This is a genomic window from Morganella morganii H1r (assembly GCF_000633515.1).
Taxonomy (GTDB): Bacteria; Pseudomonadota; Gammaproteobacteria; order Enterobacterales; family Enterobacteriaceae; genus Morganella; species Morganella morganii_B.
This window is the reverse complement of record NZ_AYMP01000016.1, coordinates 243,695-267,416: the sequence shown is the minus strand read 5'-3', so window position 1 is coordinate 267,416 and position 23,722 is coordinate 243,695. Positions and strand designations below refer to the sequence as shown.

At 51.2% G+C, this 23,722-nt stretch carries 26 protein-coding genes; 13 read left to right on the top strand and 13 right to left on the bottom strand.

Annotated features, from left to right (window positions below; all coding sequences use genetic code 11):
• Positions 1 to 75: 75 nt before the first annotated feature.
• From minE to minC, 3 genes are read right to left on the bottom strand one after another with little or no spacing between them, the layout of a single operon-like run.
• Positions 76 to 363, bottom strand: a complete 288-nt coding sequence (gene minE, locus U868_RS0110675) for a cell division topological specificity factor MinE (protein ID WP_025153282.1) — start codon at positions 361 to 363, stop codon at positions 76 to 78.
• 3 nt (positions 364 to 366) lie between these two features.
• Positions 367 to 1,179: a septum site-determining protein MinD gene (minD, locus tag U868_RS0110670; RefSeq protein ID WP_025153281.1), complete on the bottom strand. Its 813-nt coding sequence runs from the start codon at positions 1,177 to 1,179 to the stop codon at positions 367 to 369.
• Positions 1,180 to 1,201: 22 nt separating this feature from the next.
• Positions 1,202 to 1,918: a septum site-determining protein MinC gene (gene minC, locus U868_RS0110665; protein ID WP_025153280.1), complete on the bottom strand. Its 717-nt coding sequence runs from the start codon at positions 1,916 to 1,918 to the stop codon at positions 1,202 to 1,204.
• 161 nt (positions 1,919 to 2,079) lie between these two features.
• Here minC and U868_RS0110660 point away from each other — a divergent pair, with 161 nt between their 5' ends.
• The 6 genes from U868_RS0110660 (at position 2,080) to U868_RS0110630 (ending at position 5,850) form a co-directional block, all read left to right on the top strand.
• Positions 2,080 to 2,364, top strand: coding sequence for a YcgL domain-containing protein (locus U868_RS0110660; RefSeq protein ID WP_025153279.1), 285 nt, complete (start codon positions 2,080 to 2,082; stop codon positions 2,362 to 2,364).
• Positions 2,365 to 2,401: 37 nt separating this feature from the next.
• Positions 2,402 to 3,496: a lytic murein transglycosylase gene (locus tag U868_RS0110655; RefSeq protein WP_025153278.1), complete on the top strand. Its 1,095-nt coding sequence runs from the start codon at positions 2,402 to 2,404 to the stop codon at positions 3,494 to 3,496.
• A gap of 34 nt (positions 3,497 to 3,530) precedes the next feature.
• Entirely contained in the window at positions 3,531 to 4,187 is a 657-nt protein-coding gene (locus U868_RS0110650) for a fumarylacetoacetate hydrolase family protein (RefSeq protein ID WP_025153277.1), read from the top strand.
• A gap of 35 nt (positions 4,188 to 4,222) precedes the next feature.
• Entirely contained in the window at positions 4,223 to 4,669 is a 447-nt protein-coding gene (locus U868_RS0110645; protein WP_025153276.1) for a YcgN family cysteine cluster protein, read from the top strand.
• Positions 4,670 to 4,935: 266 nt separating this feature from the next.
• Positions 4,936 to 5,418: a DUF4157 domain-containing protein gene (locus tag U868_RS0110635; protein WP_240182707.1), complete on the top strand. Its 483-nt coding sequence runs from the start codon at positions 4,936 to 4,938 to the stop codon at positions 5,416 to 5,418.
• Positions 5,419 to 5,427: 9 nt separating this feature from the next.
• The gene (locus U868_RS0110630; RefSeq protein WP_345840331.1) at positions 5,428 to 5,850 is read left to right on the top strand and encodes a putative T6SS immunity periplasmic lipoprotein; all 423 of its coding nucleotides are present in this window, start codon (positions 5,428 to 5,430) and stop codon (positions 5,848 to 5,850) included.
• 67 nt (positions 5,851 to 5,917) lie between these two features.
• Here the strand turns inward: U868_RS0110630 and U868_RS0110625 are convergent, their stop codons facing one another.
• From U868_RS0110625 to U868_RS0110605, 5 genes are read right to left on the bottom strand one after another with little or no spacing between them, the layout of a single operon-like run.
• Positions 5,918 to 6,688: a class I SAM-dependent methyltransferase gene (locus U868_RS0110625; protein WP_025153273.1), complete on the bottom strand. Its 771-nt coding sequence runs from the start codon at positions 6,686 to 6,688 to the stop codon at positions 5,918 to 5,920.
• 3 nt (positions 6,689 to 6,691) lie between these two features.
• On the bottom strand, positions 6,692 to 7,039 hold the full coding sequence (locus U868_RS0110620) for a cupin domain-containing protein (RefSeq protein ID WP_004237520.1): 348 nt from the start codon (positions 7,037 to 7,039) through the stop codon (positions 6,692 to 6,694).
• Between the two features lie 38 nt (positions 7,040 to 7,077).
• Complete coding sequence (locus U868_RS0110615) at positions 7,078 to 7,818, bottom strand: ABC transporter ATP-binding protein (RefSeq protein WP_025153272.1); 741 nt, start codon at positions 7,816 to 7,818, stop codon at positions 7,078 to 7,080.
• Positions 7,815 to 8,834 (bottom strand): FecCD family ABC transporter permease, encoded by a 1,020-nt coding sequence (locus U868_RS0110610; protein ID WP_025153271.1) that lies wholly within the window; start codon positions 8,832 to 8,834, stop codon positions 7,815 to 7,817. Before U868_RS0110610 ends, U868_RS0110615 begins: the two co-directional genes overlap by 4 nt.
• Complete coding sequence (locus U868_RS0110605) at positions 8,834 to 9,916, bottom strand: ABC transporter substrate-binding protein (protein ID WP_004237523.1); 1,083 nt, start codon at positions 9,914 to 9,916, stop codon at positions 8,834 to 8,836. The genes U868_RS0110610 and U868_RS0110605 overlap by 1 nt, the downstream gene beginning before the upstream one ends.
• Before the next feature lie 96 nt (positions 9,917 to 10,012).
• Between U868_RS0110605 and U868_RS0110600 the strand changes: the two genes are divergently transcribed.
• Positions 10,013 to 10,729, top strand: coding sequence for a Crp/Fnr family transcriptional regulator (locus U868_RS0110600; RefSeq protein ID WP_025153270.1), 717 nt, complete (start codon positions 10,013 to 10,015; stop codon positions 10,727 to 10,729).
• Between the two features lie 46 nt (positions 10,730 to 10,775).
• Here U868_RS0110600 and U868_RS0110595 read toward each other — a convergent pair whose 3' ends face one another.
• Both U868_RS0110595 and norR read right to left on the bottom strand, forming a co-directional pair.
• Positions 10,776 to 12,815, bottom strand: a complete 2,040-nt coding sequence (locus U868_RS0110595) for a TonB-dependent receptor family protein (RefSeq protein WP_025153269.1) — start codon at positions 12,813 to 12,815, stop codon at positions 10,776 to 10,778.
• Between the two features lie 109 nt (positions 12,816 to 12,924).
• On the bottom strand, positions 12,925 to 14,448 hold the full coding sequence (gene norR / locus U868_RS0110590; protein WP_025153268.1) for a nitric oxide reductase transcriptional regulator NorR: 1,524 nt from the start codon (positions 14,446 to 14,448) through the stop codon (positions 12,925 to 12,927).
• Positions 14,449 to 14,627: 179 nt separating this feature from the next.
• Between norR and norV the strand changes: the two genes are divergently transcribed.
• The 3 genes from norV to ytfE are packed head-to-tail and all read left to right on the top strand — an operon-like array spanning position 14,628 to position 17,963.
• On the top strand, positions 14,628 to 16,130 hold the full coding sequence (gene norV / locus U868_RS0110585; protein WP_025153267.1) for an anaerobic nitric oxide reductase flavorubredoxin: 1,503 nt from the start codon (positions 14,628 to 14,630) through the stop codon (positions 16,128 to 16,130).
• Positions 16,127 to 17,263, top strand: coding sequence for an NADH:flavorubredoxin reductase NorW (norW, locus tag U868_RS0110580; RefSeq protein WP_025153266.1), 1,137 nt, complete (start codon positions 16,127 to 16,129; stop codon positions 17,261 to 17,263). Before norV ends, norW begins: the two co-directional genes overlap by 4 nt.
• Before the next feature lie 37 nt (positions 17,264 to 17,300).
• On the top strand, positions 17,301 to 17,963 hold the full coding sequence (ytfE, locus tag U868_RS0110575) for an iron-sulfur cluster repair protein YtfE (protein WP_025153265.1): 663 nt from the start codon (positions 17,301 to 17,303) through the stop codon (positions 17,961 to 17,963).
• A gap of 1 nt (position 17,964) precedes the next feature.
• Here the strand turns inward: ytfE and U868_RS0110570 are convergent, their stop codons facing one another.
• The 3 genes from U868_RS0110570 to U868_RS0110555 form a co-directional block, all read right to left on the bottom strand.
• Entirely contained in the window at positions 17,965 to 18,234 is a 270-nt protein-coding gene (locus U868_RS0110570) for a hypothetical protein (RefSeq protein ID WP_025153264.1), read from the bottom strand.
• 277 nt (positions 18,235 to 18,511) lie between these two features.
• Positions 18,512 to 18,832, bottom strand: coding sequence for a hypothetical protein (locus tag U868_RS0110565; protein ID WP_240182706.1), 321 nt, complete (start codon positions 18,830 to 18,832; stop codon positions 18,512 to 18,514).
• A 567-nt stretch (positions 18,833 to 19,399) separates the two neighbouring features.
• On the bottom strand, positions 19,400 to 20,401 hold the full coding sequence (locus U868_RS0110555; protein WP_025153262.1) for a 2-hydroxyacid dehydrogenase: 1,002 nt from the start codon (positions 20,399 to 20,401) through the stop codon (positions 19,400 to 19,402).
• A 155-nt stretch (positions 20,402 to 20,556) separates the two neighbouring features.
• On the opposite strand from U868_RS0110555, the gene U868_RS0110550 reads away from it, so the two are divergent.
• Genes U868_RS0110550 through U868_RS0110540 form a run of 3 tightly spaced genes read left to right on the top strand, consistent with a single transcriptional unit; the run spans position 20,557 to position 23,719 of the window.
• Complete coding sequence (locus U868_RS0110550) at positions 20,557 to 23,166, top strand: YdbH family protein (protein ID WP_025153261.1); 2,610 nt, start codon at positions 20,557 to 20,559, stop codon at positions 23,164 to 23,166.
• 17 nt (positions 23,167 to 23,183) lie between these two features.
• Positions 23,184 to 23,375 (top strand): YnbE family lipoprotein, encoded by a 192-nt coding sequence (locus U868_RS0110545; RefSeq protein ID WP_004237534.1) that lies wholly within the window; start codon positions 23,184 to 23,186, stop codon positions 23,373 to 23,375.
• A gap of 8 nt (positions 23,376 to 23,383) precedes the next feature.
• Positions 23,384 to 23,719: a YdbL family protein gene (locus U868_RS0110540; protein WP_029991009.1), complete on the top strand. Its 336-nt coding sequence runs from the start codon at positions 23,384 to 23,386 to the stop codon at positions 23,717 to 23,719.
• Positions 23,720 to 23,722 lie beyond the last annotated feature (3 nt).

Here is a 23,722-nt window from a genome sequence, read left to right as displayed (position 1 = left end):
GGTGCTGTCTCCGGGGAAAAAACATAAAAAAATACGGCGGGGTAACCCGCCGTATTATCAGTTACAGTAACGGCACTATTTTACCGTCTCGTCTTTTTTCGCGCCCTCATCGCCTTCAGGCAGCGTAACGTTCAGTTCAAGAACAGAGATATCATCACCTTTCTGCTCAAACTGGACAGACAGCATTTCCGGGTCGACCTGAACATACTTACAGATAACTGCCAGTAAATCGCGTTTCAGATCCGGAAGGTAATTCGGTTCAGATTCACCGCGGCGACGCTCTGCAACAATGATTTGCAAACGTTCTTTTGCAATATTAGCTGTCGGTTTTTTTCTCGACAGGAAGAAATCTAACAGCGCCATGGTTTACCCCCCGAATAAGCGTTTTAAGAAACCTTTTTTCTCTTCCTCAATGAAACGGAAAGGACGATCTTCACCCAGAATACGGGCAACAGTATCGTCATAAGCCTTACCGGCATCAGATTCCTGATCCAGAATCACCGGCTCACCCTGGTTGGATGAACGCAGAACAGACTGATCCTCCGGAATCACTCCGATAAGCGGGATGCACAGGATTTCCAGCACATCTTCCATACTCAGCATATCACCACGACTGACACGGCCCGGGTTGTAACGGGTAAGCAGCAGATGCTCTGTAATCGGCTCCAGCCCCTGTTCCGCGCGGCGGGATTTGGAGGACAGGATCCCGAGAATACGGTCAGAATCGCGGACAGATGAAACTTCAGGGTTGGTGGTAATAATGGCTTCATCAGCAAAATAGAGCGCCATCAGTGCGCCGCTCTCAATCCCTGCCGGGGAGTCACAGATGATAAAGTCAAATTCCATTTCACCTAATTCATTCAGCACTTTCTCCACGCCTTCGCGGGTCAGTGCATCTTTATCACGGGTCTGTGATGCCGGCAGAATAAATAAATTATCAGTCCGCTTATCTTTGATAAGCGCCTGATTCAGTGTGGCATCGCCCTGAATAACGTTCACGAAGTCATACACGACGCGACGCTCACACCCCATGATTAAGTCAAGGTTACGCAGACCGATATCAAAATCGATCACTACGGTTTTCTTTCCTTTCTGGGCAAGGCCGGTCGCTATGGCCGCGCTGGAAGTGGTTTTGCCTACGCCACCTTTACCTGAAGTAACAACTAAAATGCGTGCCATGGAATTATTCCTTGTTAAAGGTCTATATGAGATTGTTGATAGTGAGTTCATTATTAACCAGACTGAGTTTGGCCGCTTTCCCGGCGAATTCGCCCGGGATTTGCTCACTCAGCCAGTATTGCCCGGCGATAGAAACCAGTTCCGCATGCAGGTGGGTGCAAAAAATCCCGCTCTCCGTATCACCTGCCGCACCGGCTAACACACGTCCGCGCATCAGCCCGTAAATATGAATATTACCGTCCGCAATGAGTTCTGCGCCCGCACTGACATTGGCGGTCACGATAAGGTCACTGTTCGGGGCATAAATACGCTGGCCGGAACGGACAGGCACATTAATCAGCCGGGTTTTCCGGCAGGGGGAATCTGCGGCGGCAGGGGAAGACACTGACGGCGCTTCAGGTTCCGGTGTATCCGGTTCAGCAGTGCGGGTACTTTTGCCTTCATTGAGCAGCGGAAGCCCGTTACGGGTGGCTGCTTTGCGCATTTTCTCATCCTGACAGCCACTGACCCCGACAATCCGCAAACCGGCATCGGTCACGGCACGACAGATAATTTTCAGGTTCGCACCGGCTGAAATCTGGCTGACATTCAGCACAACAGGGGCATTCCGGAAAAAGGCAGGCGCCTGGCTGACTTTTTCGCGCACAGCCTGTTCAATAATCTGAGGATCCTCATTATTCAGATGAAGAACCGAAAGTGTGAAGTTACTGCCTTTAAGGTCAATTGGCGATGGTGACATCTGTCCGACTCAGTGTAATTAGCGGCCCGCTATTCAGCCATATATAAAATGTGCATTGCTGCGACGCAATGCCGGGTAACGATATTATCAAAAACAATAGCATGTTATAGTTAGTGCCATTTACTGGCAAGTCACGATTTGATTTAAACGGGATAATTCCAATGTTGTGTGCAATTTACAGAAGTCCGAACCGCGATCAAACCTATTTGTTCATCGAAAAGAAAGATGATTTTTCCCGTGTTCCGGAGGAATTGCTGAAAAGTTTCGGCAAGCCTGTCTTCAGTATGCTGATTAACCTTGCAAGCCGCGATAAACTGGCCAATGCGGATATTGAAAAAGTGAAACAGGAACTGACGGCTGCCGGTTATTATCTGCAGTTCCCGCCACCGGTGGAAGATCTGTTATCAGAATACCGGGATACACTGAATATTCAGGATAAATCCTAATAATAATTCCCGCGAAATAACCAGAAAGGATATCGCTATGCGCCTGACATTATTAAGCGCCGTGATTATTACGGCCTCGCTGACGGCATGCAGTGCATCTCAGGCTCCGGTATTACCGGTAAAATTACTGGCAGATGCCCCGGCAGCACAGCAGACAGCCGCAGTACGGTTGTCAGTGGCGGATTTACAGCGGGAATTTCCGGCTGACTCACGGACTGCAGAACAATTTCCGGCCTATGCTGAACAACTGAAAGCGATGGCGCGTCAGGAGGGTATTAAAGAATCCACGCTGACCCGCGCTTTTGAGAATTTTCATTTTATCGAACGTGTTATAACGTCTGATAAGAACCAGCCGGAGAAAAAAGTCACGCTGGATGATTATCTGTCCCGCCGCGTGACCAAAGGCGCAGTCAGCGCTGCAGTAAAACAGCATGATGCCAATGCGGCGCTGCTGGCCGGGATCAGTCAGCGTTACGGTGTGCCGCAGGAGTATATTGTCTCCCTGTGGGGGCTGGAAAGCGGTTTCGGCCGTTATCAGGGCAAAGAGGATGTGATTTCCGCCCTGGCAACCCTGGCGTATGAAGGCCGCCGTGAAGAGATGTTTGTTAAGCAGTTTATCGCCGCTTTACAGATTATCGACCGGGGTCATATCCCGGCAGATCAGCAGCTGAAAGGCTCCTGGGCCGGTGCCATGGGACAGAATCAGTTTATGCCGACCAGTTATCTGACCTATGCCGTGGACGGAGACGGTGACGGCGTGGCGGATATCTGGAATAACAAAGCGGATGTGTTTGCTTCCACGGCGAATTATCTGGCCACTGAAGGCTGGGTAAAAGGGCTGCCGTGGGGATATGAAGTGACTGTTCCCGCCGGCTTTGACCGCAGCATTGAGGGAACAAAGAAAAACCAGAGCAAAACACTGGCGCAGTGGAAAGCCCTGGGTGTGACACTCCCTGCACAGGCAAATCTGCCGGAATCGACCCCGATGTGGTTAGTCGTACCGGAAGATAAGCAGGCGCGGGTGTATCTGGTCACACAGAATTTTAACACTATCATGCACTGGAACCGCTCGTACTTCTTCGCACTCAGTGTTTCACTGATGGCGGATAATGTCGGTGCGGAAATCCGCTGATGTCATCAGAATAATAAAGTAAAGGGGTAAGACTATGTATCAGCATCGTGACTGGCAGGGCGCTCTCCTGGATTTTCCGGTCGGGAAAGTGGTATGTGTGGGGCTGAATTATGCAAAGCATGTTGCGGAGATGAAATCACAGGTATCCGCGGAACCCCTTCTTTTTATTAAACCTGAAACTGCGCTGTGCGATCTGCGCCAGCCGGTCGCCATTCCGAAAGAGTTCGGCGAAGTGCATCACGAAACCGAACTGGCGGTTCTTATCGGGGCACCACTGAAACAGGCCAATGAAGACCGCTGCGCCCGGGCGATTGCCGGGTTTGGTGTCGCGCTGGATTTAACACTGCGTGATGTGCAGATGAAATTAAAGGCGGCTGGGCAGCCGTGGGAAAAAAGTAAGGCATTTGATGGCTCTGCGCCGGTGTCCGGGTTTATTCCGGTCAATGAATTCCCGGATCTGCAGAATGTTACCCTGAGCCTGACCGTTAATAATGAACTGCGCCAGCAGGGAAACACCCGCGAAATGCTGACGCCGGTAATACCGCTGATAAGCTATATGTCCCGTTATTTCACGCTGCGTCCGGGGGATATTATCCTGACCGGCACACCGGAAGGGGTCGGGCCGCTGGTATCGGGCGATATGCTGAAAATCTCGGTAAATGATCATATGCTGACCACACGGATTATCTGAAACGGGTCAGCCACGAAGTAAAAGGAAAAAAGAACATGTCTCAACCATTCTGGATGGTGAAAACCCTCGATGAAATGAGTGACGAAGAGTGGGAATCACTGTGTGATGGCTGCGGGCAATGCTGTTTGCAGAAGCTGATGGACGCAGACACCGATGAAATCTATTTCACCGATGTGGCCTGCAACCAGCTGGATATTAAAAGCTGTCAGTGCCGTCATTATGAAGACCGTTTCCGCTATGAACCGGACTGCATCAAACTGACGCGGGAAAACCTGCCGACATTTGACGCCTGGCTGCCGATGACCTGTGCTTACCGCCTGGTCATGGAAGGTAAACCGTTATTACCCTGGCACCCGCTAATCAGCGGATCCAAATCCATGATGCACCAGAAAGGTATTACCGTCCGCCACATTGCGGTCACCGAAAGTGTGGTACAGAACTGGGAAGACCATATTCTGAATAAGCCCGAGGGCGGGATCTAAGTTATACGTCAGCAATGATACTGTTCCGGATGAATATAGCGTAATCCGGAACGGTATAATCCGGAATCCGGCTGGTTGTTATTCTTAATAAACAGGCTGTCATCGGTACAGCAGAATAAATTATGGAATTCATGCGTAATCCGGGCTATATGTGAGGAGTGTCCGGTAATATATAAAGGGAGTTTGTATGGGTATTATTACGCAGGAAAATAAAAAGAAAGAAAGAAATAAAAGAGCCAATGCTGAGGCAAATAACGCTTGGTGAAATGGCAATGGCCAAAACCATATTTGGTAACTCAATGTCCTATAATGTCTGGGTTCATTGTGACAGTTATCTGCCGTTCGGCATGCAGTCAGACAATGTAGCCATGGCGCCGAATGGGGATATTTATTTCAGAAAATCACTTTACAGGCACGATTTTTCAGAGGATTTTGCTGAATATAAACATCTCTTTATGCATGAGCTTACGCATGTCTGGCAGCATCAGAACGGGATGTGGGTCAGAACAAGAGGGTTATTTAGTAGCCTTGCTGACTACAATTATTATCTTGATAGTAAGAAAAAATTAAGTGATTACGGCATGGAACAGCAGGCCAGTATCGTTGCTGATTATTTTATTCTGAAAACGTATGGTATCAGCGGGCTTATTACTGGTATTCAGGATGGCTATGTTCGTATTAGTAATCGAATAGATCCCAATACTATAGAGAGTATTTACAGATCAGTGCTGCCAAATTCCATTTTATAGAGACTTAGTATGCGTAAATTTACTATCATACCCCTGATATTTCTGCTGAGTGCATGCTGGCATGGGAATGACCCCAGACCAAGAATGGTTAATGGCAGTGTGAGCACTAATGCAGGTAAACTATGTGTCAAAGCGCCGGATGCATCTGATGATGAATATATTTTGTATGTAAGAATATTTGATTATAAAGAACAGATAGACATTGCTTCTCTCGATTTTAGTGCAAATCCTGTTAAGTTAGATGAAAAAAATTGTTTGCCATCACCTGATATTCAGTATCAGGCAGACGGCAAATATGCGTACAGAGCTTCTACGGTTTTACAGAAAAAACAGGCAAAGAAAATTAATCCCCACAGACGGACAATTGTGGCGACGTTTTTTATTAAAGACGTTGATGGTGATAAACAAGCCGTTGATGTCTTAAACAGATAATTTCAGCAAAACCACCGGACTTAACAAATCCGGTGGTTTTCACCTTCTCGACATAACTCACTGCTTATTATTTTGTACTGACAACGGCAATATACCGCAGGCGATCACGGTTCTGCCGGAAATGGCGGAACATCTGTAAAAACTGCGGGCGATTCTCTTTTTTCAGTGCATTGCGGATAATTTTCAGCGTGCCGGGAAGCCCTTCATCGTGCAGCATGCCTTTTGGTGTCATCAGTGTCATCGCACCCTCCGAACGGATCACATCACGGAAACCTGCGTCACGGAACAGTGCCAGCCAGTCATCACTCAGCATCGGTTGTGCTTTGACATGAATAGCGGCCTGCATTTCCTGTGTGACACACTCATTTTCACGCCGCGCTGTCAGCGCAATATCGTGGGTCAGCAGACGACCGCCGGGCTTCAGTACACGGAAATATTCCTGTAACAGGCGGGCTTTGGCTTTGTCCGCATACATGGTCAGCATGGCTTCATTGATCACCACATCAAAATGATTATCCGGGAACGGCAGTTTTGAGGCATCTGCTTCCTGCACGGTAATAAGGTGCGATAACCCGTTAGTGAGGATGTTTTTCCGTGCATTGGCAAGTGCCTGTTTATCCATATCAATACCGGTAATATGACACTGAAAACGTTGTGCGATTTCAATGGCGGTGGTACCCATATTGCAGGCAATTTCCAGCACCCGGCTGTCGGTCTGTAATCCGCTGTGTGATAACAGCCATTCTGTGGCAGTGCGCCCTCCCGGGCGCAGGCGTTTTTTACCCAGACGCGCCAGAAATTTGTGTCCGGCTTCATGACCGGTATGTGTGCTTTCCATTATTCAGTCCTGTTTGTTTTCCGGTTCACGTAACATCACCAGCAGCATTTTTGCCCGCTCCGGCGCGTCCACAGCATGAGGAATATTGGCCGGCATGCGGACAATATCCCCGGGTTTTGCCGTCACCGGTTTTCCGGCGATGGTCAGGATCAGTGAACCTTCGGCAATCATCACAATGGCATCAAACGGGGCGCTGTGTTCAGAAAGCGCCTGACCTTTATCAAAGGCAAACAGGGTGATATTGCCGCCGCCGTTTTTAGCGAGAACACGGCTGGAAATGCCCTGTTCGGTGTAGTTCACCAGATCAGCAATCACTAATGCTTCTGCCGGGGTAATCGTGTTATTGCTCATAATTGGTATCCTTATGGTTAATCGGGTAATAAATGGGTTCAGCGGAACAGCGGGATCACTCCGCAGGTCTGCCGGTGCGGGTGGTTAACCGGCACAACAGAAACCGGAAGCTGATACAGTTTTTCCAGATTATCTTCCGTCAGCAGTGCGGATGTCTGACCAAACTGCGACTGTGTACCGTCAAACAGTAACAGTGAATAATCCGCAATATGCAGGGCATGTTGCGGATAATGGCTGGTAAACAGGATTGTTTTGCCGCGTTCGGCAGCCAGCATTTTCAGAACGGACAGAACCGTATCCTGATTTGCCAGATCCAGCGCAGAAGTGGGTTCATCCAGGATCAGAATGTCCGGTTCACCGGCCAGTGCGCGGGCAATCATCACCATCTGTTTTTCACCACCGCTGAGCAGGTTAAATGCGGTGTCCGCAAACGGGGTTAATCCGAGGTCAGCCATTGCCTGTCCGGTGATGTCATGGTCACGCCGGGACGGGGATGCATACCAGGGCAGATGGCGAACCCGGCCGAGACTGACCATGGTGCGGACAGAGTAATTAAACAGTGCACCGCTGAGTTGCGGCACATAGGCTGCCGGTGCACTGAGCTGCACAGAGCCGGTTGCCCCTTTTTGCAGGCCGAGCAGCAGGCGCAGCAAGGTGGTTTTCCCGCGGCCGTTCGGGCCGAGAATGGCGGCGATAGTGCCCGGCGGCTGGCGGAATGTCAGTCCGTCAAATAACGGACGTTTACCGGTGTGGTAACTGAGCTGATTAACACGGATCACAGGTCTGCCACCTTTTTATTCATGGAGTGAATGAGCAGGGCGAAAATCGGTGCTCCGATCAGCGCGGTGATGACACTCAGCGGGATCTCGGCACTGGTCATACTGCGCGCCAGGGTATCGACGGCGATCAGATAAATCGCACCGGTCAGGGCACTGGCGGGCAGAAGGACACGGTGGTCATGCCCGCTGATCAGTCGTGCGATATGCGGAATAATCAGCCCGACCCAGCCGATGGTGCCGGAAACGGCCACCGTGGCGCTGGTGATCAGTGTGACACAGATAAGTATAGTCCAGCGGGTTGCAGTGACCGGCAGCCCCAGCGCCTGTGCGTTTTCCTCGCCGAGGGACAGCACATTGATGCGGAAGCGGAGGGCAAAAATAATCCCGCCGGCAATGATGACAACAGGCAGTAACACGTTCACTTTCAGGTAGGTTGCGGTGGCAAAACTCCCCATCAGCCAGAACACGATGGTTTGCAGGGTATTGTTCGGATCCGCAAAATAGGTGATCAGCGAAATCAGGGCGGCAAAAAAAGCATTAATAATCACGCCCGCAAGGATCAGCATCAGAAGACTGCTGCCGTGCCGGTTTAGTCCCAGCAAAAAGACCAGCACAATGGCCAGCAGACCGCCGAGGAAAGCAAAACTGATAGTGATAAATAATGATGAAAAGAGCAGCAGTGCCAGTGCACCACCGAGTGCCGCACCGGATGAAACACCGATAATCTGCGGTCCCACCAGCGGGTTGCGGAAGATGCCCTGTAATGCGGCACCGGCAACAGCCAGCCCGGCACCGGCCAGTCCGGCGATCAGAATGCGCGGCAGACGGACATACAGCACCACATTTTCAGCGGTGCGGCTGTATTCCGCAGACGGGCTGCGTCCGGTCAGGGTATCCGCCAGGATTTGCAGAACCGCTGTCACAGAGACCGCATAGCGTCCGGCACACAGCGCAAGTACGATGGTCAGTAATAACAGGGCGGATAACAGGCACCATTGCAGACGGGATTTTCGCATCACGGCCGCCCCATCAGTGTCAGATAATCACGGCCTTCCCGGTTCAGATCAAGCTGCAGAATACGGTCTGTTTCCTCATCGGTGAGAGAATAGCCGTACAGTTGCAGATAGCGTTTGCGGATCTCTTCCCGCAGCGGAAATGCCGCACTTTCCGGATGAAAAATCTGAGCCAGCCACTGCCAGTAAAGCGGTGTTTCCTGATTTGGCGCATCCCAGATAAAGCCGCCGATCGGCAGTTTATAGACCCGTTTATTCTTTACCGCCGTCACATCACTGAGCATCGGGTTGTTATAAATATCCGCGGGTGCCAGCCCGGCCTCAAAATTACCCAGCAGGATAATGTCCGGATCCCACACCAGAATCTGTTCGATATTCAGGGTACGCGGCCCGGTCAGGTCACGGTTGAGGCTGACCCCTCCGGCAAGTGCAAAATCCGCATTGTTATGGGACGTGGATCCGAAAGTCTGAATACTCTGTTTAAAATGAGAGAGATAGAGCACACGCGGTTGTTTGTCTTCCGGAATGGCGGCAACACTGTTTTCCAGCTGGTTTATCACCTGCTTGCGCCAGGCAATCAGCCCGTCCGTTTTGGTTTCTTTGCCGAGGGTTTTTCCCATCAGGGTTAACCACTCCTGTGTATAGGCCTCTTTGCCGTAATCCAGCGTGGCAACCGTCAGACCGGCATTGCGCATCGGCGTGATAATGTCATCGCCCCGGTGTCCCCACTGCCAGACCAAATCCGGATTAACGGAGAGCAGGGCTTCAATATTGGGTGCGAAATCATTCCCCACCACATCACTGCGTACAGAGAGGACATCCGGAAACATCACACTGAGCATGCCGTCGCGGGCGGCAACACCGGCGAAAGGATGCATTCCGGCGAGCCGCTTGCTGCTCTCGTCAACGCTGACCAGCATGGAGGCGGCAGGAATCGGGATCACTACAATCCGCTGTGCAGGTGCGGCGAGTTCAATATTCTGCTGTGACATATCGGTAAAATGTACGGCACCTTTTGCGGCATAAGCTGCTGTTGTGCAGGTAAAAAACAGTACCGGCAGTAATGTAAATCTATTACTAATCATAAGGTTATTTGCCTTTTATTTTATGATTAAATTGATAATGCGATTGGTTATCATTTATAATTGCATTTATTCTGGCCGCACTGAGAGGAAAACCCTATGACATTTGTCAAAAAGACCCTTGCCCCCGCACAGCAAATGGCGATCCTCCGGTCGTGCCCGTTATTTCAGGCGGCAGAGGATGATGATCTGGCGCGGGTACTGGCAGACAGCACACATCGTCAGTTTGTGGCGGGGGAATTGATCAGTCGTGAAGGGGAGACAGTAAAAGCCTGTCCGCTGATGATCAGCGGGCAGATTGATGTTTTCCGTCATACCTGGTCGGGTGAGGAAAAAGTATTTGGTATGTTTACCGCCGGTGAACTGGTGGCGATCGCCGCTGTTTTTATGCCGCATAACCGTTTCCCGATGAGCCTGCGGGCGAGAACAGACAGCAGTGCGCTGATGCTGGATAAGCAGGCGATTTTACGGTTGTGTCATGCCTGTCCGGCAATTATGGCGCAGTTACTGGCGCGGTTCAGTCTGAAGCTGTATGAGAATATCAACCATATCGACTGGCTGACCTCCAGTTCCGCAGAGCAGCGGCTGGCGGCTTATCTGCTGGATCTGAAACGGTGTCAGCAATCGGATTGTGTGGTACTGCCGTTATCGCGCGGACAATTAGCCGCAAAACTGGGTGTCCGTTATGAAACCCTCAGCCGCCTGTTTTCCGGCTGGCGGCAAAAAGCGTTTATCGGGATTGATAAAGACGCGGTGCGGATCACCAATGAATCCTATCTGGCGGAACTGGCTATTCCGGCACAGCGTCCGTTCTGAATAAATAAAAAATCCCCGCCGGACGGGGATTTTTATGCCGGTAAGATCAGAAATTATAGGTGATACCACCGTTAACACTGAATCCCATCCCCGGGAACAGGGTGCTGTCTTTGTCGGTGACTGAACGGTTCGCCACAGAAGTGGTGGCATAGTGTTCGTTGGTCAGGTTATCCATCGACATATAGAGCGACCAGTTATCCGCAGGCTGATAAGTGCCTCTCAGCCCGAGCACCGTATAGTGTTTGCGTTTCTGAATATCGAGATGATTTTCGTGATCGACAGCCATATCGGTCGGTGCCCAGTGAATATTCGGGCCGAAACGCCAGTCGCCGATCCGGTACAGCACTTCCGCCGAGACAATATTACGTGGTATCCCGGCGATATAATTACCGTTATACTCACCGCCCATAAAGCGGAAATCATTCCACGTCCAGGCCAGTTTGTATTCCACATCACCGGGACCCGCCGGAACCACGCCGTTAATCCCGGCTTCCAGCCCCTGATGGCGGGTTTTGGCGGCATAATTAAAGACGCCGGTGATATTTCCCTCTGAATCATAAGTTGTGATGTATTCATCTTTGATAAAGCTGCGGTAGAGCGCCACATTCCATTTCAGCTGTTCGGTAATATCACCGTCACCGCCGATTTCAAACGTCACGCCTTTCTGCGGATCCAGTTTTGTCAGGCGGCCGTCAGAGGAATTAATGATTTCATGGAAGGTTGCGGGCTCCTGACTGGCGCTGACGTTGGCAAACCAGCGCTGATTATCCGCCGGACGCCAGATCACCCCGGCTTTGGGTGTCCAGAAAGTCCAGCTCTGATCCAGTGAAACGGAACTGTTGCGCTTTTCTGTATCCCGCCGTGCATGTGTGGCTTTGAGATCCAGATTCAGGATCAGCTCCGGTGTCAGATGAATACCGGCACCGGCAGAGGCATAAATGTTGTCTGCCTTACCGTCAAACTTACCGATCGGTGTTTTGTCCATCTTTGTGCCGCGCCGGTTTTGCATCAGATCGGTTTCCAGACTCATATGATCCGCTGCCAGTGCCGCCCGCCAGGAGACCGGCTCGGTTTCCATCTGCCAGCCCAGCTGCATACCTTCACTGTGGCTCTGACTGAAACGGTAATAGGCCGGGGTGGTGAAATTATCGTGGGTACGGATATACCAGACACCGGCGCTGATGCGCTGATTATCTATCTGCCAGTCAGAACGGTTGGCGGCACGGAACTGCTCCACGTTGCGGTGCGGATCCCGCAGCCAGACCATCGGGTAAACCTCAGTCGGGTCACTGTCGAGTACCGCTTCGGAAACCGGTCCGGCGACATCAAAGCGCAGATCGGTCCAGTTCAGGGAGGTGCGGTTCTCAAAGTTATCTGCGGTATAGCCAAAATTACCACGCACGGTTTTGCGTTGTGATGAGGAGTGTTTGCGGTAGCCGTCGAAATGGTCATAAGTGAAATTGATGCGTCCGTCGAAGCGGCCGTCATCTGATACACCGCCGAAGGCGGTCTGCAAACCTTCGCGGCCGTAAGAACCGTATTCATAGCGCAGGCGTCCGCCTTCGTCACGGCCGGTATAGGAAATCAGATCCAGTTCGCCGCCCAGGCTGTTACTCTGCGGATTCAGGCTGTTGGCTCCACGCCGGACACTGATCATCCTTGCATCCCGCATTTCCAGGGTACTGATATGGAAACTGCCGTCCGCATCGGTGACCGGCAGCCCGTCCTGCATCAGCAGAATACCGCGCGCCAGCGGGGCACTCTGTACGCCGGAGCCGCGGATATTCAGCCGTGGCTGATCAATACCGCCGAAGAAATTCTGCACCAGCACGCCGGGCTGATAATCCAGCGCATCATGCAGCGTTGCCAGCCGGGTATCTTTTTCAACCATAATCAGGTTGGTGCCGCCCGCGACATTTTCCAGTTTTTCTTTTTCCTGTGCGGCATCCGGCGCGAGACGGCTTTGTTTTGCGGCGGTGACAACAATGGTGTCCGGTGCGGGTTCCGCTGCCGCAGCGGAGACACCGGCAGTAAGTGAGAGCGCGAGGCAGTGTGTCAGCCTGCGGCGGGTGAATTTGTTCTGCATTATCCCTGACCTCATAAATGTAATGGTTATCATTTTCATTTGAGGTCATAACATAGTGCAGAAAATGCGGCTTACCCTATGACATTTGTCAAAAAGTCCCGTCCCGGGATTATTTCAGCCCCAGACGTTTTGCCAGCCGGTGCAGATTTCCGGCATCAATGCCGAGACGGCGGGCCGCCGATGCCCAGCTGCCGTCACTGCGGGTAAGGGCAGTGCGGATAAGCTCTGCCTGAAAGGCATCGGTGGCCGTGCGCAGATCCTGATCGGCCTCTGCGGTGCGTGTTTCAGGGCTGACAGCCGGTTCAGGGATTTCTTCCGGTGAGAAGTGATGAGGCTGTAACAGCAGTTCTTCACTGTTGCCGGTGGCACGCGCCAGCACAATGGCGCGGTGCACGGCATGTTCCAGCTCCCGCACATTACCCGGCCAGTGATAATGCAGCAGCGCCAGACGTAACGCAGGACTTATCACCACCTGCGGTAAACCAAATGCCTGACGGTAGCGTTCGCAGAAATAGCCGGTCAGCAGCAGGATATCTTCATGGCGTTCCCGCAGCGGCGGCACCTGTAACGGGAAAATGCTGAGCCGGTGGAACAGGTCAGCCCGGAAACGGCCTGCAGCAACTTCCGCCCGCAGATCCCGGTTAGTGGCGGCCAGCACGCGGACATTCACCCGCAGCGGCCTGTCATCCCCGATCCGCTGGATATCGCCATACTGTAAGACCCGCAGCAGCTTGGCCTGTAAGGCCGGTGACAGTTCACCAATCTCATCCAGAAACAGCGTGCCGTTATCCGCCATTTCAAATTTCCCGCTGCGGTTACTGATAGCGCCGGTAAACGCGCCTTTGACATGCCCGAATAATTCACTTTCCGCAACGGTTTCCGGCAGCGCCGCACAGTTAAGATACACCAGCGGGTGATCACGGCGGGCGGATAGTTCGTGAATGGACTGTACCACCAGCTCTTTACCGGTACCGGTTTCGCCGCTGACCAGCACATTCATATCCGCACCGGCCACAATAGCTATCTCTTTCTTTAACTGCATCATGCAGGGAGAGAGACCGATAATATCGGTTTGCCCGCCGGATTGCCCTGCCGCCAGCCCGGCGGAGGCGCTGAATGCCAGTTGCTGGTTCTCGAGCTGACCGATAAGCAGGGCGTTATTAAGTGCTCCGGCGGCCAGAGCAGCAATCAGGCGTAATTCTTCATCACTGAATGTATCAAACTGATCCGGTGCAAGGCTGTCGAGTGTCAGCGCACCGATAAGATTTTGTCCGGCAAACAGTGGCAGACCGGCGCAGGCGTGTACTTTAAGATGGATATGATCCGGGATCAGACCGTCGTAAGGATCGGGCAACTGACTGTCTGCGGGAAAACGGACGACATCCCCGGCGCGGGCGATAGCTTCCAGTCTGGGATGCGCATCCAGCCGGAAGCGGCGGCCGAGAACATCCGGTGACAGCCCGTCAATCGCCAGCGGAATAAACTGATGTGATTCATAACGCAACAGTGCAGCCGCATCACAATTAAGCACCCGGCGCAGTGTGGAGACCAGGCGCTGAAAGCGATCCTGATGACCGATATCCCGCTGTAAGGCAATGGCAATGCCGGTAAGTACATCAACTGAAAATCCCATGCTGTCCTCCGCTGTCATTATGACAACACAATGTCATATTGACAGTTAATTGCATAGTCATTTTGACACTTATTTTTCCCGGTAAAATTTAAAAGCCTTATAAAACAACATAATAAAAGTTGGCACGCAAATTGATTATCTCTCTGTAACGAAGCATAAAAACAGAAGGTAACTATCAAATGGCTATTCATGTAAAAAATAATGTGCATTGGGTCGGACAGCGTGACTGGGAAGTGCGCGATTTCCACGGAACAGAATACAAAACCCTGCTCGGCAGCAGCTATAACAGCTATCTGATCCGTGAGGGGAAAAATGTCCTGATTGATACGGTTGATCACAAATTCAGCCGTGAGTTTGTGCAGCATTTACAGACACAAATCGACCTGAACGATATTGATTACATTGTGATTAACCATGCGGAAGAAGATCACGCCGGGGCATTAACCGAACTGATGGCGGCGATTCCGGACACACCGATCTATTGTACAGAAAATGCCATTGATTCCATTAATGGTCATCACCATCATCCGGAATGGCATTTTAATGTGGTGAAAACCGGGGATACCCTGGATATCGGTAACGGCAAACAGCTGATTTTTGTCGAAACCCCGATGCTGCACTGGCCGGACAGCATGATGACCTATCTGACCGGGGATGCCATTCTGTTCAGTAATGATGCCTTTGGTCAGCACTATTGTGACGAGCGGCTGTTTAACGATGAGGTGGATCAGACTGAGCTGTTTGAGCAGTGCCAGCGTTACTATGCCAACATCCTGACGCCGTTCAGCCGTCTGGTGACCCCGAAAATTAATGAAATCCTCGGGTTCGGGCTGCCGGTGGATATGATCGCGACCTCACACGGTGTGGTATGGCGCGATAATCCGACCCAAATCGTGGAGTGGTATCTGAAATGGGCGGCGGATTATCAGGAAAATCGCATCACGATTTTCTACGATACCATGTCCAATAACACCCGCATGATGGCCGATGCAATCGCACAGGGGATTAATGAAGCAGACCCGGATGTGGCGGTGAAAATCTTTAATGTCGCCCGCAGCGACAAAAATGACATTATCACCAGTGTGTTCCGTTCAAAAGGAGCGCTGGTGGGCTCATCCACCATGAATAATGTCATGATGCCGAAAATTGCCGGCATGCTGGAGGAATTAACCGGTCTGCGCTTCCGCAATAAAAAAGCAGCGGCTTTCGGCAGTTACGGCTGGAACGGCGGAGCAGTTGACCGTGTACAGACCCGGCTGATGGATGCCGGTTTTGAAACCACGATGTCACTGAAAGCAAAATGGCGCCCTGATCTGAATACCCTTGAAGAGTGCCGTCAGTACGGGCGTGATCTGGCGCGTCAGTGGGCGACCGGGATATTACCGGCGGTCAGCAGACCGGCAGTGCAGGTACCAAACCCGGTTACACCGCAACCGGCAGCAGCTGTAAATGAAACAGAAGAAGTAACACTATGTGACACTGTCACAAATGCATCTTCGCAGGATTTGGGGCCGTGCATGCAGTGCAGCGTGTGTCAGTGGATTTATGACCCGGAAAAAGGTGAGCCGGTGCAGGGCGTGGAGCCGGGCACACCGTGGTCCTGCGTGCCGGACAACTTTTTGTGTCCTGAGTGTTCTCTCGGCAAAGATGTATTTGATGTCCTGGCAACGGAGGCCGCATGAGCGCAGGTATTGTGATTATCGGCGGGGGCTTTGCTGCCCGCCAACTGGTAAAAAATATCCGTAAAACCGATACACAGGTGCCGCTGACGGTGATTGCGGCAGACAGTATCGATGAGTACAACAAACCGGATTTAAGCCATGTGATAAGCCTGAATCAGCATGCCGCTGATCTTATCAGGCAGTCAGCACAGGAATTTGCGCAGCAATATAATGTGGCGCTGTTCCCGCATACCCGGATCAGCAGTATTGATGCACAACAGCATTTTATCGGCAGTGATCAGCAGCAATGGCACTATGACAAGCTGGTACTGGCGACCGGTGCAACACCGTGCCGTCCGCCGGTGCCCGGTAATGAACTGATGCTGACACTCAACAGCCGTGAGGATTTTCAGCAACACGAAACACAGCTGCGCAATGCACAGCGGGTACTGATCCTCGGCAGCGGCCTTATCGGCACGGAACTGGCAATGGATTTTTGCCGGGCCGGTAAAACCGTTACCCTGGCGGATATGGCGGCCAGTATTTTATCTTCACTGATGCCCGCAGAGCTCAGCAGCCGTCTGCGGCATAACCTGTCCGCGTCCGGCGTGCGGGTGCTGACCGGCACGCAGTTACAGTCACTGAAGAAAACAGAAAATGAAATTGAAGCGCGGTTTGATCATGATTGTGTGACCCGTGCGGATGTGGTGATTGCCGCCACCGGCCTGAAACCGGAGACCTCGCTGGCTGAGCTGGCCGGTCTGACTGTCCGGCGCGGCATTGTGACTGACAGTGCATTACAGACATCGGACCCGGACATTTATGCCCTCGGTGATTGCGCGGAAATTGACGGCAAAGTGATGCAGTATCTGCAGCCGATTATGCTCAGTGCGGTTTGCCTGGCGAAAAATCTGACCGGCGGAGAGGGAAAACTGACATTACCGCCGATGCTTATCAGGGTAAAAACGCCGGATCTGCCGGTACAGCTTGCCGGGAATCTCCGTCATCCGGATTTGCAGTGGAGTATTGATATCAGCCGCAACGGTATGATCGCCAAAGGCCATGACAGCGCCGGAAACCTGCATGCGTTTGCGGTAACGGAAGACAAACTCAGTGATGCTTTTACGCTGCTGCGTCAGCTGCCGCAGCACTGATTATCACAGTTTACGACTGAATTCTGAGGTAACAAAAATGACATTACGTGAAAAAACCCTGGGTGAACTGGCACTGTCTGTGAATGGTGCATCGGCACTTTTCCGCCGTTATGATCTGGATTTCTGCTGTGGCGGAAAACGGACGCTGGCAACAGCGGCAGAGAAAAAATCCCTGAATATCGATGAGATTGAACAGGCATTACTGGCCCTGAAAGATGAGGCGCCGGCGCAGGACTGGCGGAAAGCCCCGTTGGGCGACATTATCGCTTTTATTATTACCCGTTATCACGATCGCCACCGCGCACAGTTGCCGGAGCTGATTTTACAGGCAGAAAAAGTGGAGCGGGTACATGCCGCCAAAGCCAGTGTCCCGAAAGGGCTGGCCCGGCAGCTGACTGCACTGCATGAAGAACTGACCTCGCATATGATGAAAGAGGAACAGGTGCTGTTTCCGATGATCTGCAACGGCATGGGGCCGCAGGCGGCAGGGCCGGTACAGGTTATGGAAGCAGAACATGATGATGCGGGGGATATTGTGGAGGTCATTAAGTTTATCACCAACAATGTCACGCCGCCGGAGGAAGCCTGCACAACCTGGCGGGTGCTGTATAACGGCATCAACACGTTTATCGGTGATTTGATGGAACACATCAGCCTGGAGAATAACTTGCTGTTCCCGCGTGCCCTGGCCGGGGAATAGTTCAGCCGCTGAGATCATGACGGAACAGCGGGATATATTGTCCGCCTTGCTGTTCCGTCTGTTGTTTTTCTTCTTCACTCCAGCCGTAGTTAATGACACGGCTGACGGCGCCGGAGTCCCGGGTGGTGACAATCAGTGAGGCCGCCGGGATTGCCGTGTATGCAGAGAGTGCCCGGATAAGTATATTCAGTTCATCACGGGTGAACGTGACCTGTGATTCAGGCGCAGTATTTTGCAGGCGTTGTAACAGAATTGTCAGGTTGTCATCCATTAATGCTGTCTCCTTTTTACCGGTATCATTAAAATTACTTAATTTAAAGGTAACGGTATCATATGACAGAAAAGAGAACTACCGGCTGAATCTGATAGTAACAATGGCGGACAGAGGGGGATTTTTCTTTATCACAAATAAAAAAATCAAACATCCGGAGATGTTTGATTTAAATGAGGTATGTTATTTATTGTTTTTGATTGTACGGGATATGTGTTGTTTTTAATATTCCCGTCATTTTATTTTTATACTTGCTGTGTAGTATATCTTTGCCAAATCAGCGGTAGCTTACGGTAACAATATGTTTTTCTGAATCAGATGAAACCGGCGTGATATTTACTTCGCCAATATTATCCGGTATTAATGTGCCGTTAAGTTTATTACCTGCCTGAATACTGCCATTAAATTTGGCCGTTTCGCCTGTACGGTAGCATTCGGCATTCACACTATTATCTGATACCCGATAGGTGCAGGGTGCTTCTGTCAGTAACCCGTAGAAATTAATGACACCGCCTTGCTGGCCCTGTAATGACTCGCTGTGTGCGACAAAAGATAATGCAATACCTGCAATTAAAACTAAACGGTTTAACATAGACATATTTTTACTCTCTGTATTCGATATTAACCGGAAGTATCCCGTTTTAATATTATGGGAAAGCATCAGTTAATAACATCACAAATGATAGTTTACGGTTAATGATAATATATGGTTGCTGCGCCTTACTTTATAGGTGCAATGTTACATCAATATAATTAAACAGAGCTATAACAAAGAGAATACGGCAACAAAACAGAGTCTGTTGTTTGTGTTCTCTTTATTTAGGATTTGTTTATTAAGTATGATTTATAATGCGGACATTAAAACAAAAAATACGTTACTCAATATCTGTATCCTGTCCGCCCCGTTCGGGGCTTTTTTTTATCCGGAATATATTTACTCTTAAATCTGACCAATATCGAAGGGAATATCAGCTGCCGTGATTATTGAGAAAATCTCATCAAAAAACTGAGGCGAATGTTAGCATCAAAAATTGAGATGAGCAAAATTGAGAATAAACTTAATGACATTGCCTAAGTTTATGTTTTTTGGTTTTTTTATAATCAAAATCCCGGAGAGCAGGATAAAATCTCCGGGATTAAATTGTAATGTTATGTGTAGCAGTCACTAGTTCTGTAACACAATGTTACAGGATGTTTCGCCGTTGTAGAGGGCTGTGATGTTTTCCAGCGTGGTTTCGCTGATACTCAGCAGCGCTTCTTCTGTCAGAAACGCCTGATGACCAGTGAACAGCACGTTATGACAGGAGGAGAGGCGGCGGAACACATCATCCTGAATCACATCATTTGATTTATCCTCAAAGAATAAATCCCGTTCGTTTTCATAGACATCCATGCCCAGTGCGCCAATTTTTTGTTGTTTGAGGGCATTAATCGCGGCAACGGAATCAATCAGTGCCCCGCGGCTGGTGTTGATAATCATCACGCCGTCTTTCATTTTGGCGAATGCGGCGTCATTCAGCAGATGATGGTTTTCCGGTGTCAGCGGGCAGTGGAGAGAAATCACATCAGACTGTGCAAACAAGGTGTTCAGATCGACATACTCTGCACCCAGATCCAGCGCTGTCTGGTTAGGGTAAGGGTCAGACACCAGCAGCCGCATCCCGAATCCCTTTAATATCCGCAGTACGGCCAGCCCGATTTTGCCTGTCCCGACCACGCCTGCAGTGCGGTTATGCATATTAAAACCGGTCAGACCTTCGAGAGAAAAGTTAGCATCACGGGTGCGCTGGTAAGCACGGTGAATACGGCGGTTCAGGCTCAGCATCATGCCGACAGCATGCTCTGCCACGGCTTCCGGTGAATAGGCAGGAACACGGACAACCTGAATACCCAGTTCTTTTGCAGCGGCCAGATCTACGTTATTAAAACCCGCACAGCGCAGTGCGAGGATTCTGATATTGAGATCCGCCAGTTCCTGTAATACTTCCCGGTTCGCATCATCATTCACAAAAATACAGACAGCATCGGCACCCACTGCGTTTTTTGCGGTCTGTTGTGTCAGCGGGAAATCAAAATATTCGATATCATACTGAAAGCGCGGATCCTGATTAATCAAATCCATATGTTTGCTGTCGTAATGTTTGGTACTGTAACTGACGATTTTCATCGGGGTTCCTCCGCTAAAAAATAAATCGCTACACTAAACCGGATAGCCCTGACAAAATAGGTCTATCCTGTGTTCAGAAATGATTGAAATATGCTGACTACAGTATAACGCTTAGTTGATGTATCTGTAACCGGGGAACTGCACCTCTGAGGTCTATGAAAAAATTACTGAAAGTGCTGGTGGTACTGCTTGTTCTGCTGATGATTATCCTCCCGGCGGCCTGGCTGACAATTCCGCGCTGGCTGCCTGCCGTGGTGAAATCCTCTTTGCCGGATGGCGTTACACTGTCACTTTCTCAGCCGAAAATCCGTGCCGGTGGTCTCTATATAGAAGAAGCATCTCTCCGCAGTAATACCTGCCAGCTGGCAGGCGGGGAAAAGTTATCACTTCACTATCAGCACGGCGGTCACTGGGTTATTGATGCCGGTTCACTGACCGGTAATGCGGATTGCTTTCAGAAATTACCTTCCGGCTCTGAAGAAACAGGCAGCACACCGGTTGATATCGGTGTGCTGTTATCGCAGCTGCCGCCGGTGACGCTGACTGCTGATAATGTTATTCCCGCGCCCTGGCTGATGTATCAGGGAAAACTGAGCCTGACAACTGCACCCGGCCGGGGACAGCATCTGAGTTATCAGGGAGAGAATATTCAGGCGGAACTGGCGGTTGATCCGGCACTGAACCTGACTTTGTCGCAACTGGACGCCACTATCGGTGATGAAAAATTTGCCCTCAGCGGCGCACTGACTCTGCCGCTGAATACGGCGGCGCTGCCTGAGAAAGGCGGCTTGCAGGCGGAAATTACAACCACATACCGGCCACAGCCGCTGAGGGTGACCTTTGACTGGCAGGAACGGCAGGGCGTGCTGGCTCTGAGTGAAACCAATCCGCAGACTGTGCTGCTGAATATTCCCTGGGAAGCCACGGCGGAAAGCATTCTGATTAAAAACGGGGAATGGCGCTGGGATGAGTGGGAGCAGCCACTGAAGGGAACGATCAGCGCAGAACTGAAAAACTGGCTCGCCTCCCCGGCGGATATGCTTTTGGGGGCGCGGATCTCAGTGACCACGCAGGGGGTGCGCGGTAAAGGCACGGTGGTATTGCAGTTACCGGAAACACACCTTCCGCTGACCGGATTCGATATTCCTTTTGAGCTGGCCGGACAGGTTAATCACAATGATATGTGGGCAGCCGGACGGGTACCGGCGGTGCTGACCGGTACATTTGCTGACCCGGTGATCCGGTTACGCTCCGGGGCGCTGGTGCGGGCACGCGGGCAGCTCAGCCCGGATTTTCTGGTGGAAGAACTGCGTCTGCCGCTGGCGGGAACGTCGCTGTCACAGCAGGGAATTTCCGGGCCGCTGGATGCCATTGTGACGGTGAACAATCCGGAACTGGGACGCTACCGTTTTCAGATGAAAGGCCTGGCGCGGGAATTCCTGCCGGACAACGGGCGCTGGTACTGGCAAATCTGGGGTAAAGGCCGGATGAAGCCGCTGAATGCGGACTGGACATTCTCCGGTGCCGGTTCCTGGCTGGATGAGGAAATCCGCATCCGGAAACTGAATACCGGATTTAACGGTATCCGCTACGGCATGATGTCGATGGATGCCCCGGCGCTGACACTGTTATCTCCGCTGATCTGGATCCGGACCGGCGGACAGGAGAAACTGTCCGGCAAAGTACAGCTGACCACCCGTAAAATCCGGCTGGATAACAGTTATCTGCCGTCAGCTACCTTTGATATGGCGCTGGATGGTCGTGATCCGCGTGATTTTTCTGTTAAAGGCACATTGTCAGCAGGGAAAAATATCGGGCCGATACACTATTGGAGCCGCTGGGACGGTGTTCGCCTGCGTGGTGAGGCACGCTGGCCGGAGCAGGATATGCGGGCATTTCAGACCCTGATCCCGGCCGATCTGGGGATCACTCTGCGTCACGGTGTGTTCTATGCTCAGGCAGCGTATTCCGCTGCACCGGGTCAGGGATTTGTGGCCGGCGGACACTGGGTGGTCAAACAGGCGGGCATGTGGCTGAAAGACGGCGAAGTGGACGGTGTCGATTTTGTCCTGCCGTGGCGTCTTTCGGACAGCCGCTGGCAGCTCGGCAGTAAAACGCCGGTGATGCTGCGGATTGCGCGGGTTGAGAATCTGTTTGAAGTCACGGATATTAAAGCCGATTTACAGGGCTATTATCCGTACGATGATGCCTGTCCGCTGAAACTGTCCGGTGTCAGTCTGGATGTGCTGGGCGGGCAGGTGACTATGCCGTTGCTGACTATTCCGCAGAAAACCGCAGCGGTGATAAAACTGGATAAACTGAATACCGGCCCGCTGATCAATACGCTGAAAGTGACACAGTTTGCCCTTGAAGGCAGTATCAGCGGGGAATTACCGTTTTATATTGATAATCCGCAGTGGATTGTGCATAACGGTTGGGTGGAAAACGACGAACCGCTGACCCTCAATCTGGATAATCAGTTTGTTGAATCGGTCAGTGAAAATAATATTTCAGCGGGTACGGCGATTAACTGGCTGGATTATCTGGTGATGAAACGGGTGCGGACGGATGTCAATCTGACCAACCTGGGTGTCCTGACGATGTCATCGGTGATTTCCGGCTATAATCCGGTACTGGATGCACGGCGGACGGTAAACCTGAATTACCGGCATGAGGAAAATGTGTTTCAGTTATGGCGAAGTCTGCGTTTCGGCAGCAATCTGGAAGCCTGGCTGGAAAAGAGTATTTCACAGAATCAGGAGTAACCTCCGACGGAGTCAGAATGAAAAAATGGATAGCAGGTGCGGTATTACCGCTGATGATTATCGCGCTTAACGGGTGTTTGCGGGTGGAAGTGGCCACACCGGATAAACCCATTGATATCAATATGAATGTCAAAATTGAACATGAAATTAATGTCAAAATTGACCGTCAGGTCGAAGATTTGCTGAAAAATAACTCAGCGATATTTTGAGGTGAATAATGCGTAAATTCATTAACAGCGGGCTGGCCGCGCTGACATTACTGATCAGTACCTCCGCGTTTGCCCTGACCCTGGATGAAGCCAAACAGCAGGGACTGGTGGGCGAAACCTTCAGCGGTTATATCGCAGCGGTGGATAAAGCATCGTCACGGCAGGATGTCAGCGGTCTGGTGAAAGAGATTAATACGGCACGGACACAAAAGTACAGCGAACTGGCACAAACCAACCGGATGAAAGCGGATGAAGTGGCTAAAATCGCCGGACAGAAACTGGTGACCCGCGCACCGCAGGGAGAATATGTGCTCGGTATCAACGGTAAATGGCTGAAGAAATAGCGC

Bases quoted from the DNA above. Each gene is read 5' to 3' on its own strand.
- minE (WP_025153282.1), bottom strand. From the start codon at position 363: ATGGCGCTGTTAGATTTCTTCCTGTCGAGAAAAAAACCGACAGCTAAT.
- minD (WP_025153281.1), bottom strand. From the start codon at position 1,179: ATGGCACGCATTTTAGTTGTTACTTCAGGTAAAGGTGGCGTAGGCAAA.
- minC (WP_025153280.1), bottom strand. From the start codon at position 1,918: ATGTCACCATCGCCAATTGACCTTAAAGGCAGTAACTTCACACTTTCG.
- U868_RS0110660 (WP_025153279.1), top strand. From the start codon at position 2,080: ATGTTGTGTGCAATTTACAGAAGTCCGAACCGCGATCAAACCTATTTG.
- U868_RS0110655 (WP_025153278.1), top strand. From the start codon at position 2,402: ATGCGCCTGACATTATTAAGCGCCGTGATTATTACGGCCTCGCTGACG.
- U868_RS0110650 (WP_025153277.1), top strand. From the start codon at position 3,531: ATGTATCAGCATCGTGACTGGCAGGGCGCTCTCCTGGATTTTCCGGTC.
- U868_RS0110645 (WP_025153276.1), top strand. From the start codon at position 4,223: ATGTCTCAACCATTCTGGATGGTGAAAACCCTCGATGAAATGAGTGAC.
- U868_RS0110635 (WP_240182707.1), top strand. From the start codon at position 4,936: ATGGCAATGGCCAAAACCATATTTGGTAACTCAATGTCCTATAATGTC.
- U868_RS0110630 (WP_345840331.1), top strand. From the start codon at position 5,428: ATGCGTAAATTTACTATCATACCCCTGATATTTCTGCTGAGTGCATGC.
- U868_RS0110625 (WP_025153273.1), bottom strand. From the start codon at position 6,688: ATGGAAAGCACACATACCGGTCATGAAGCCGGACACAAATTTCTGGCG.
- U868_RS0110620 (WP_004237520.1), bottom strand. From the start codon at position 7,039: ATGAGCAATAACACGATTACCCCGGCAGAAGCATTAGTGATTGCTGAT.
- U868_RS0110610 (WP_025153271.1), bottom strand. From the start codon at position 8,834: ATGCGAAAATCCCGTCTGCAATGGTGCCTGTTATCCGCCCTGTTATTA.
- U868_RS0110605 (WP_004237523.1), bottom strand. From the start codon at position 9,916: ATGATTAGTAATAGATTTACATTACTGCCGGTACTGTTTTTTACCTGC.
- U868_RS0110600 (WP_025153270.1), top strand. From the start codon at position 10,013: ATGACATTTGTCAAAAAGACCCTTGCCCCCGCACAGCAAATGGCGATC.
- U868_RS0110595 (WP_025153269.1), bottom strand. From the start codon at position 12,815: ATGCAGAACAAATTCACCCGCCGCAGGCTGACACACTGCCTCGCGCTC.
- norR (WP_025153268.1), bottom strand. From the start codon at position 14,448: ATGGGATTTTCAGTTGATGTACTTACCGGCATTGCCATTGCCTTACAG.
- norV (WP_025153267.1), top strand. From the start codon at position 14,628: ATGGCTATTCATGTAAAAAATAATGTGCATTGGGTCGGACAGCGTGAC.
- norW (WP_025153266.1), top strand. From the start codon at position 16,127: ATGAGCGCAGGTATTGTGATTATCGGCGGGGGCTTTGCTGCCCGCCAA.
- ytfE (WP_025153265.1), top strand. From the start codon at position 17,301: ATGACATTACGTGAAAAAACCCTGGGTGAACTGGCACTGTCTGTGAAT.
- U868_RS0110570 (WP_025153264.1), bottom strand. From the start codon at position 18,234: ATGGATGACAACCTGACAATTCTGTTACAACGCCTGCAAAATACTGCG.
- U868_RS0110565 (WP_240182706.1), bottom strand. From the start codon at position 18,832: ATGTCTATGTTAAACCGTTTAGTTTTAATTGCAGGTATTGCATTATCT.
- U868_RS0110555 (WP_025153262.1), bottom strand. From the start codon at position 20,401: ATGAAAATCGTCAGTTACAGTACCAAACATTACGACAGCAAACATATG.
- U868_RS0110550 (WP_025153261.1), top strand. From the start codon at position 20,557: ATGAAAAAATTACTGAAAGTGCTGGTGGTACTGCTTGTTCTGCTGATG.
- U868_RS0110545 (WP_004237534.1), top strand. From the start codon at position 23,184: ATGAAAAAATGGATAGCAGGTGCGGTATTACCGCTGATGATTATCGCG.
- U868_RS0110540 (WP_029991009.1), top strand. From the start codon at position 23,384: ATGCGTAAATTCATTAACAGCGGGCTGGCCGCGCTGACATTACTGATC.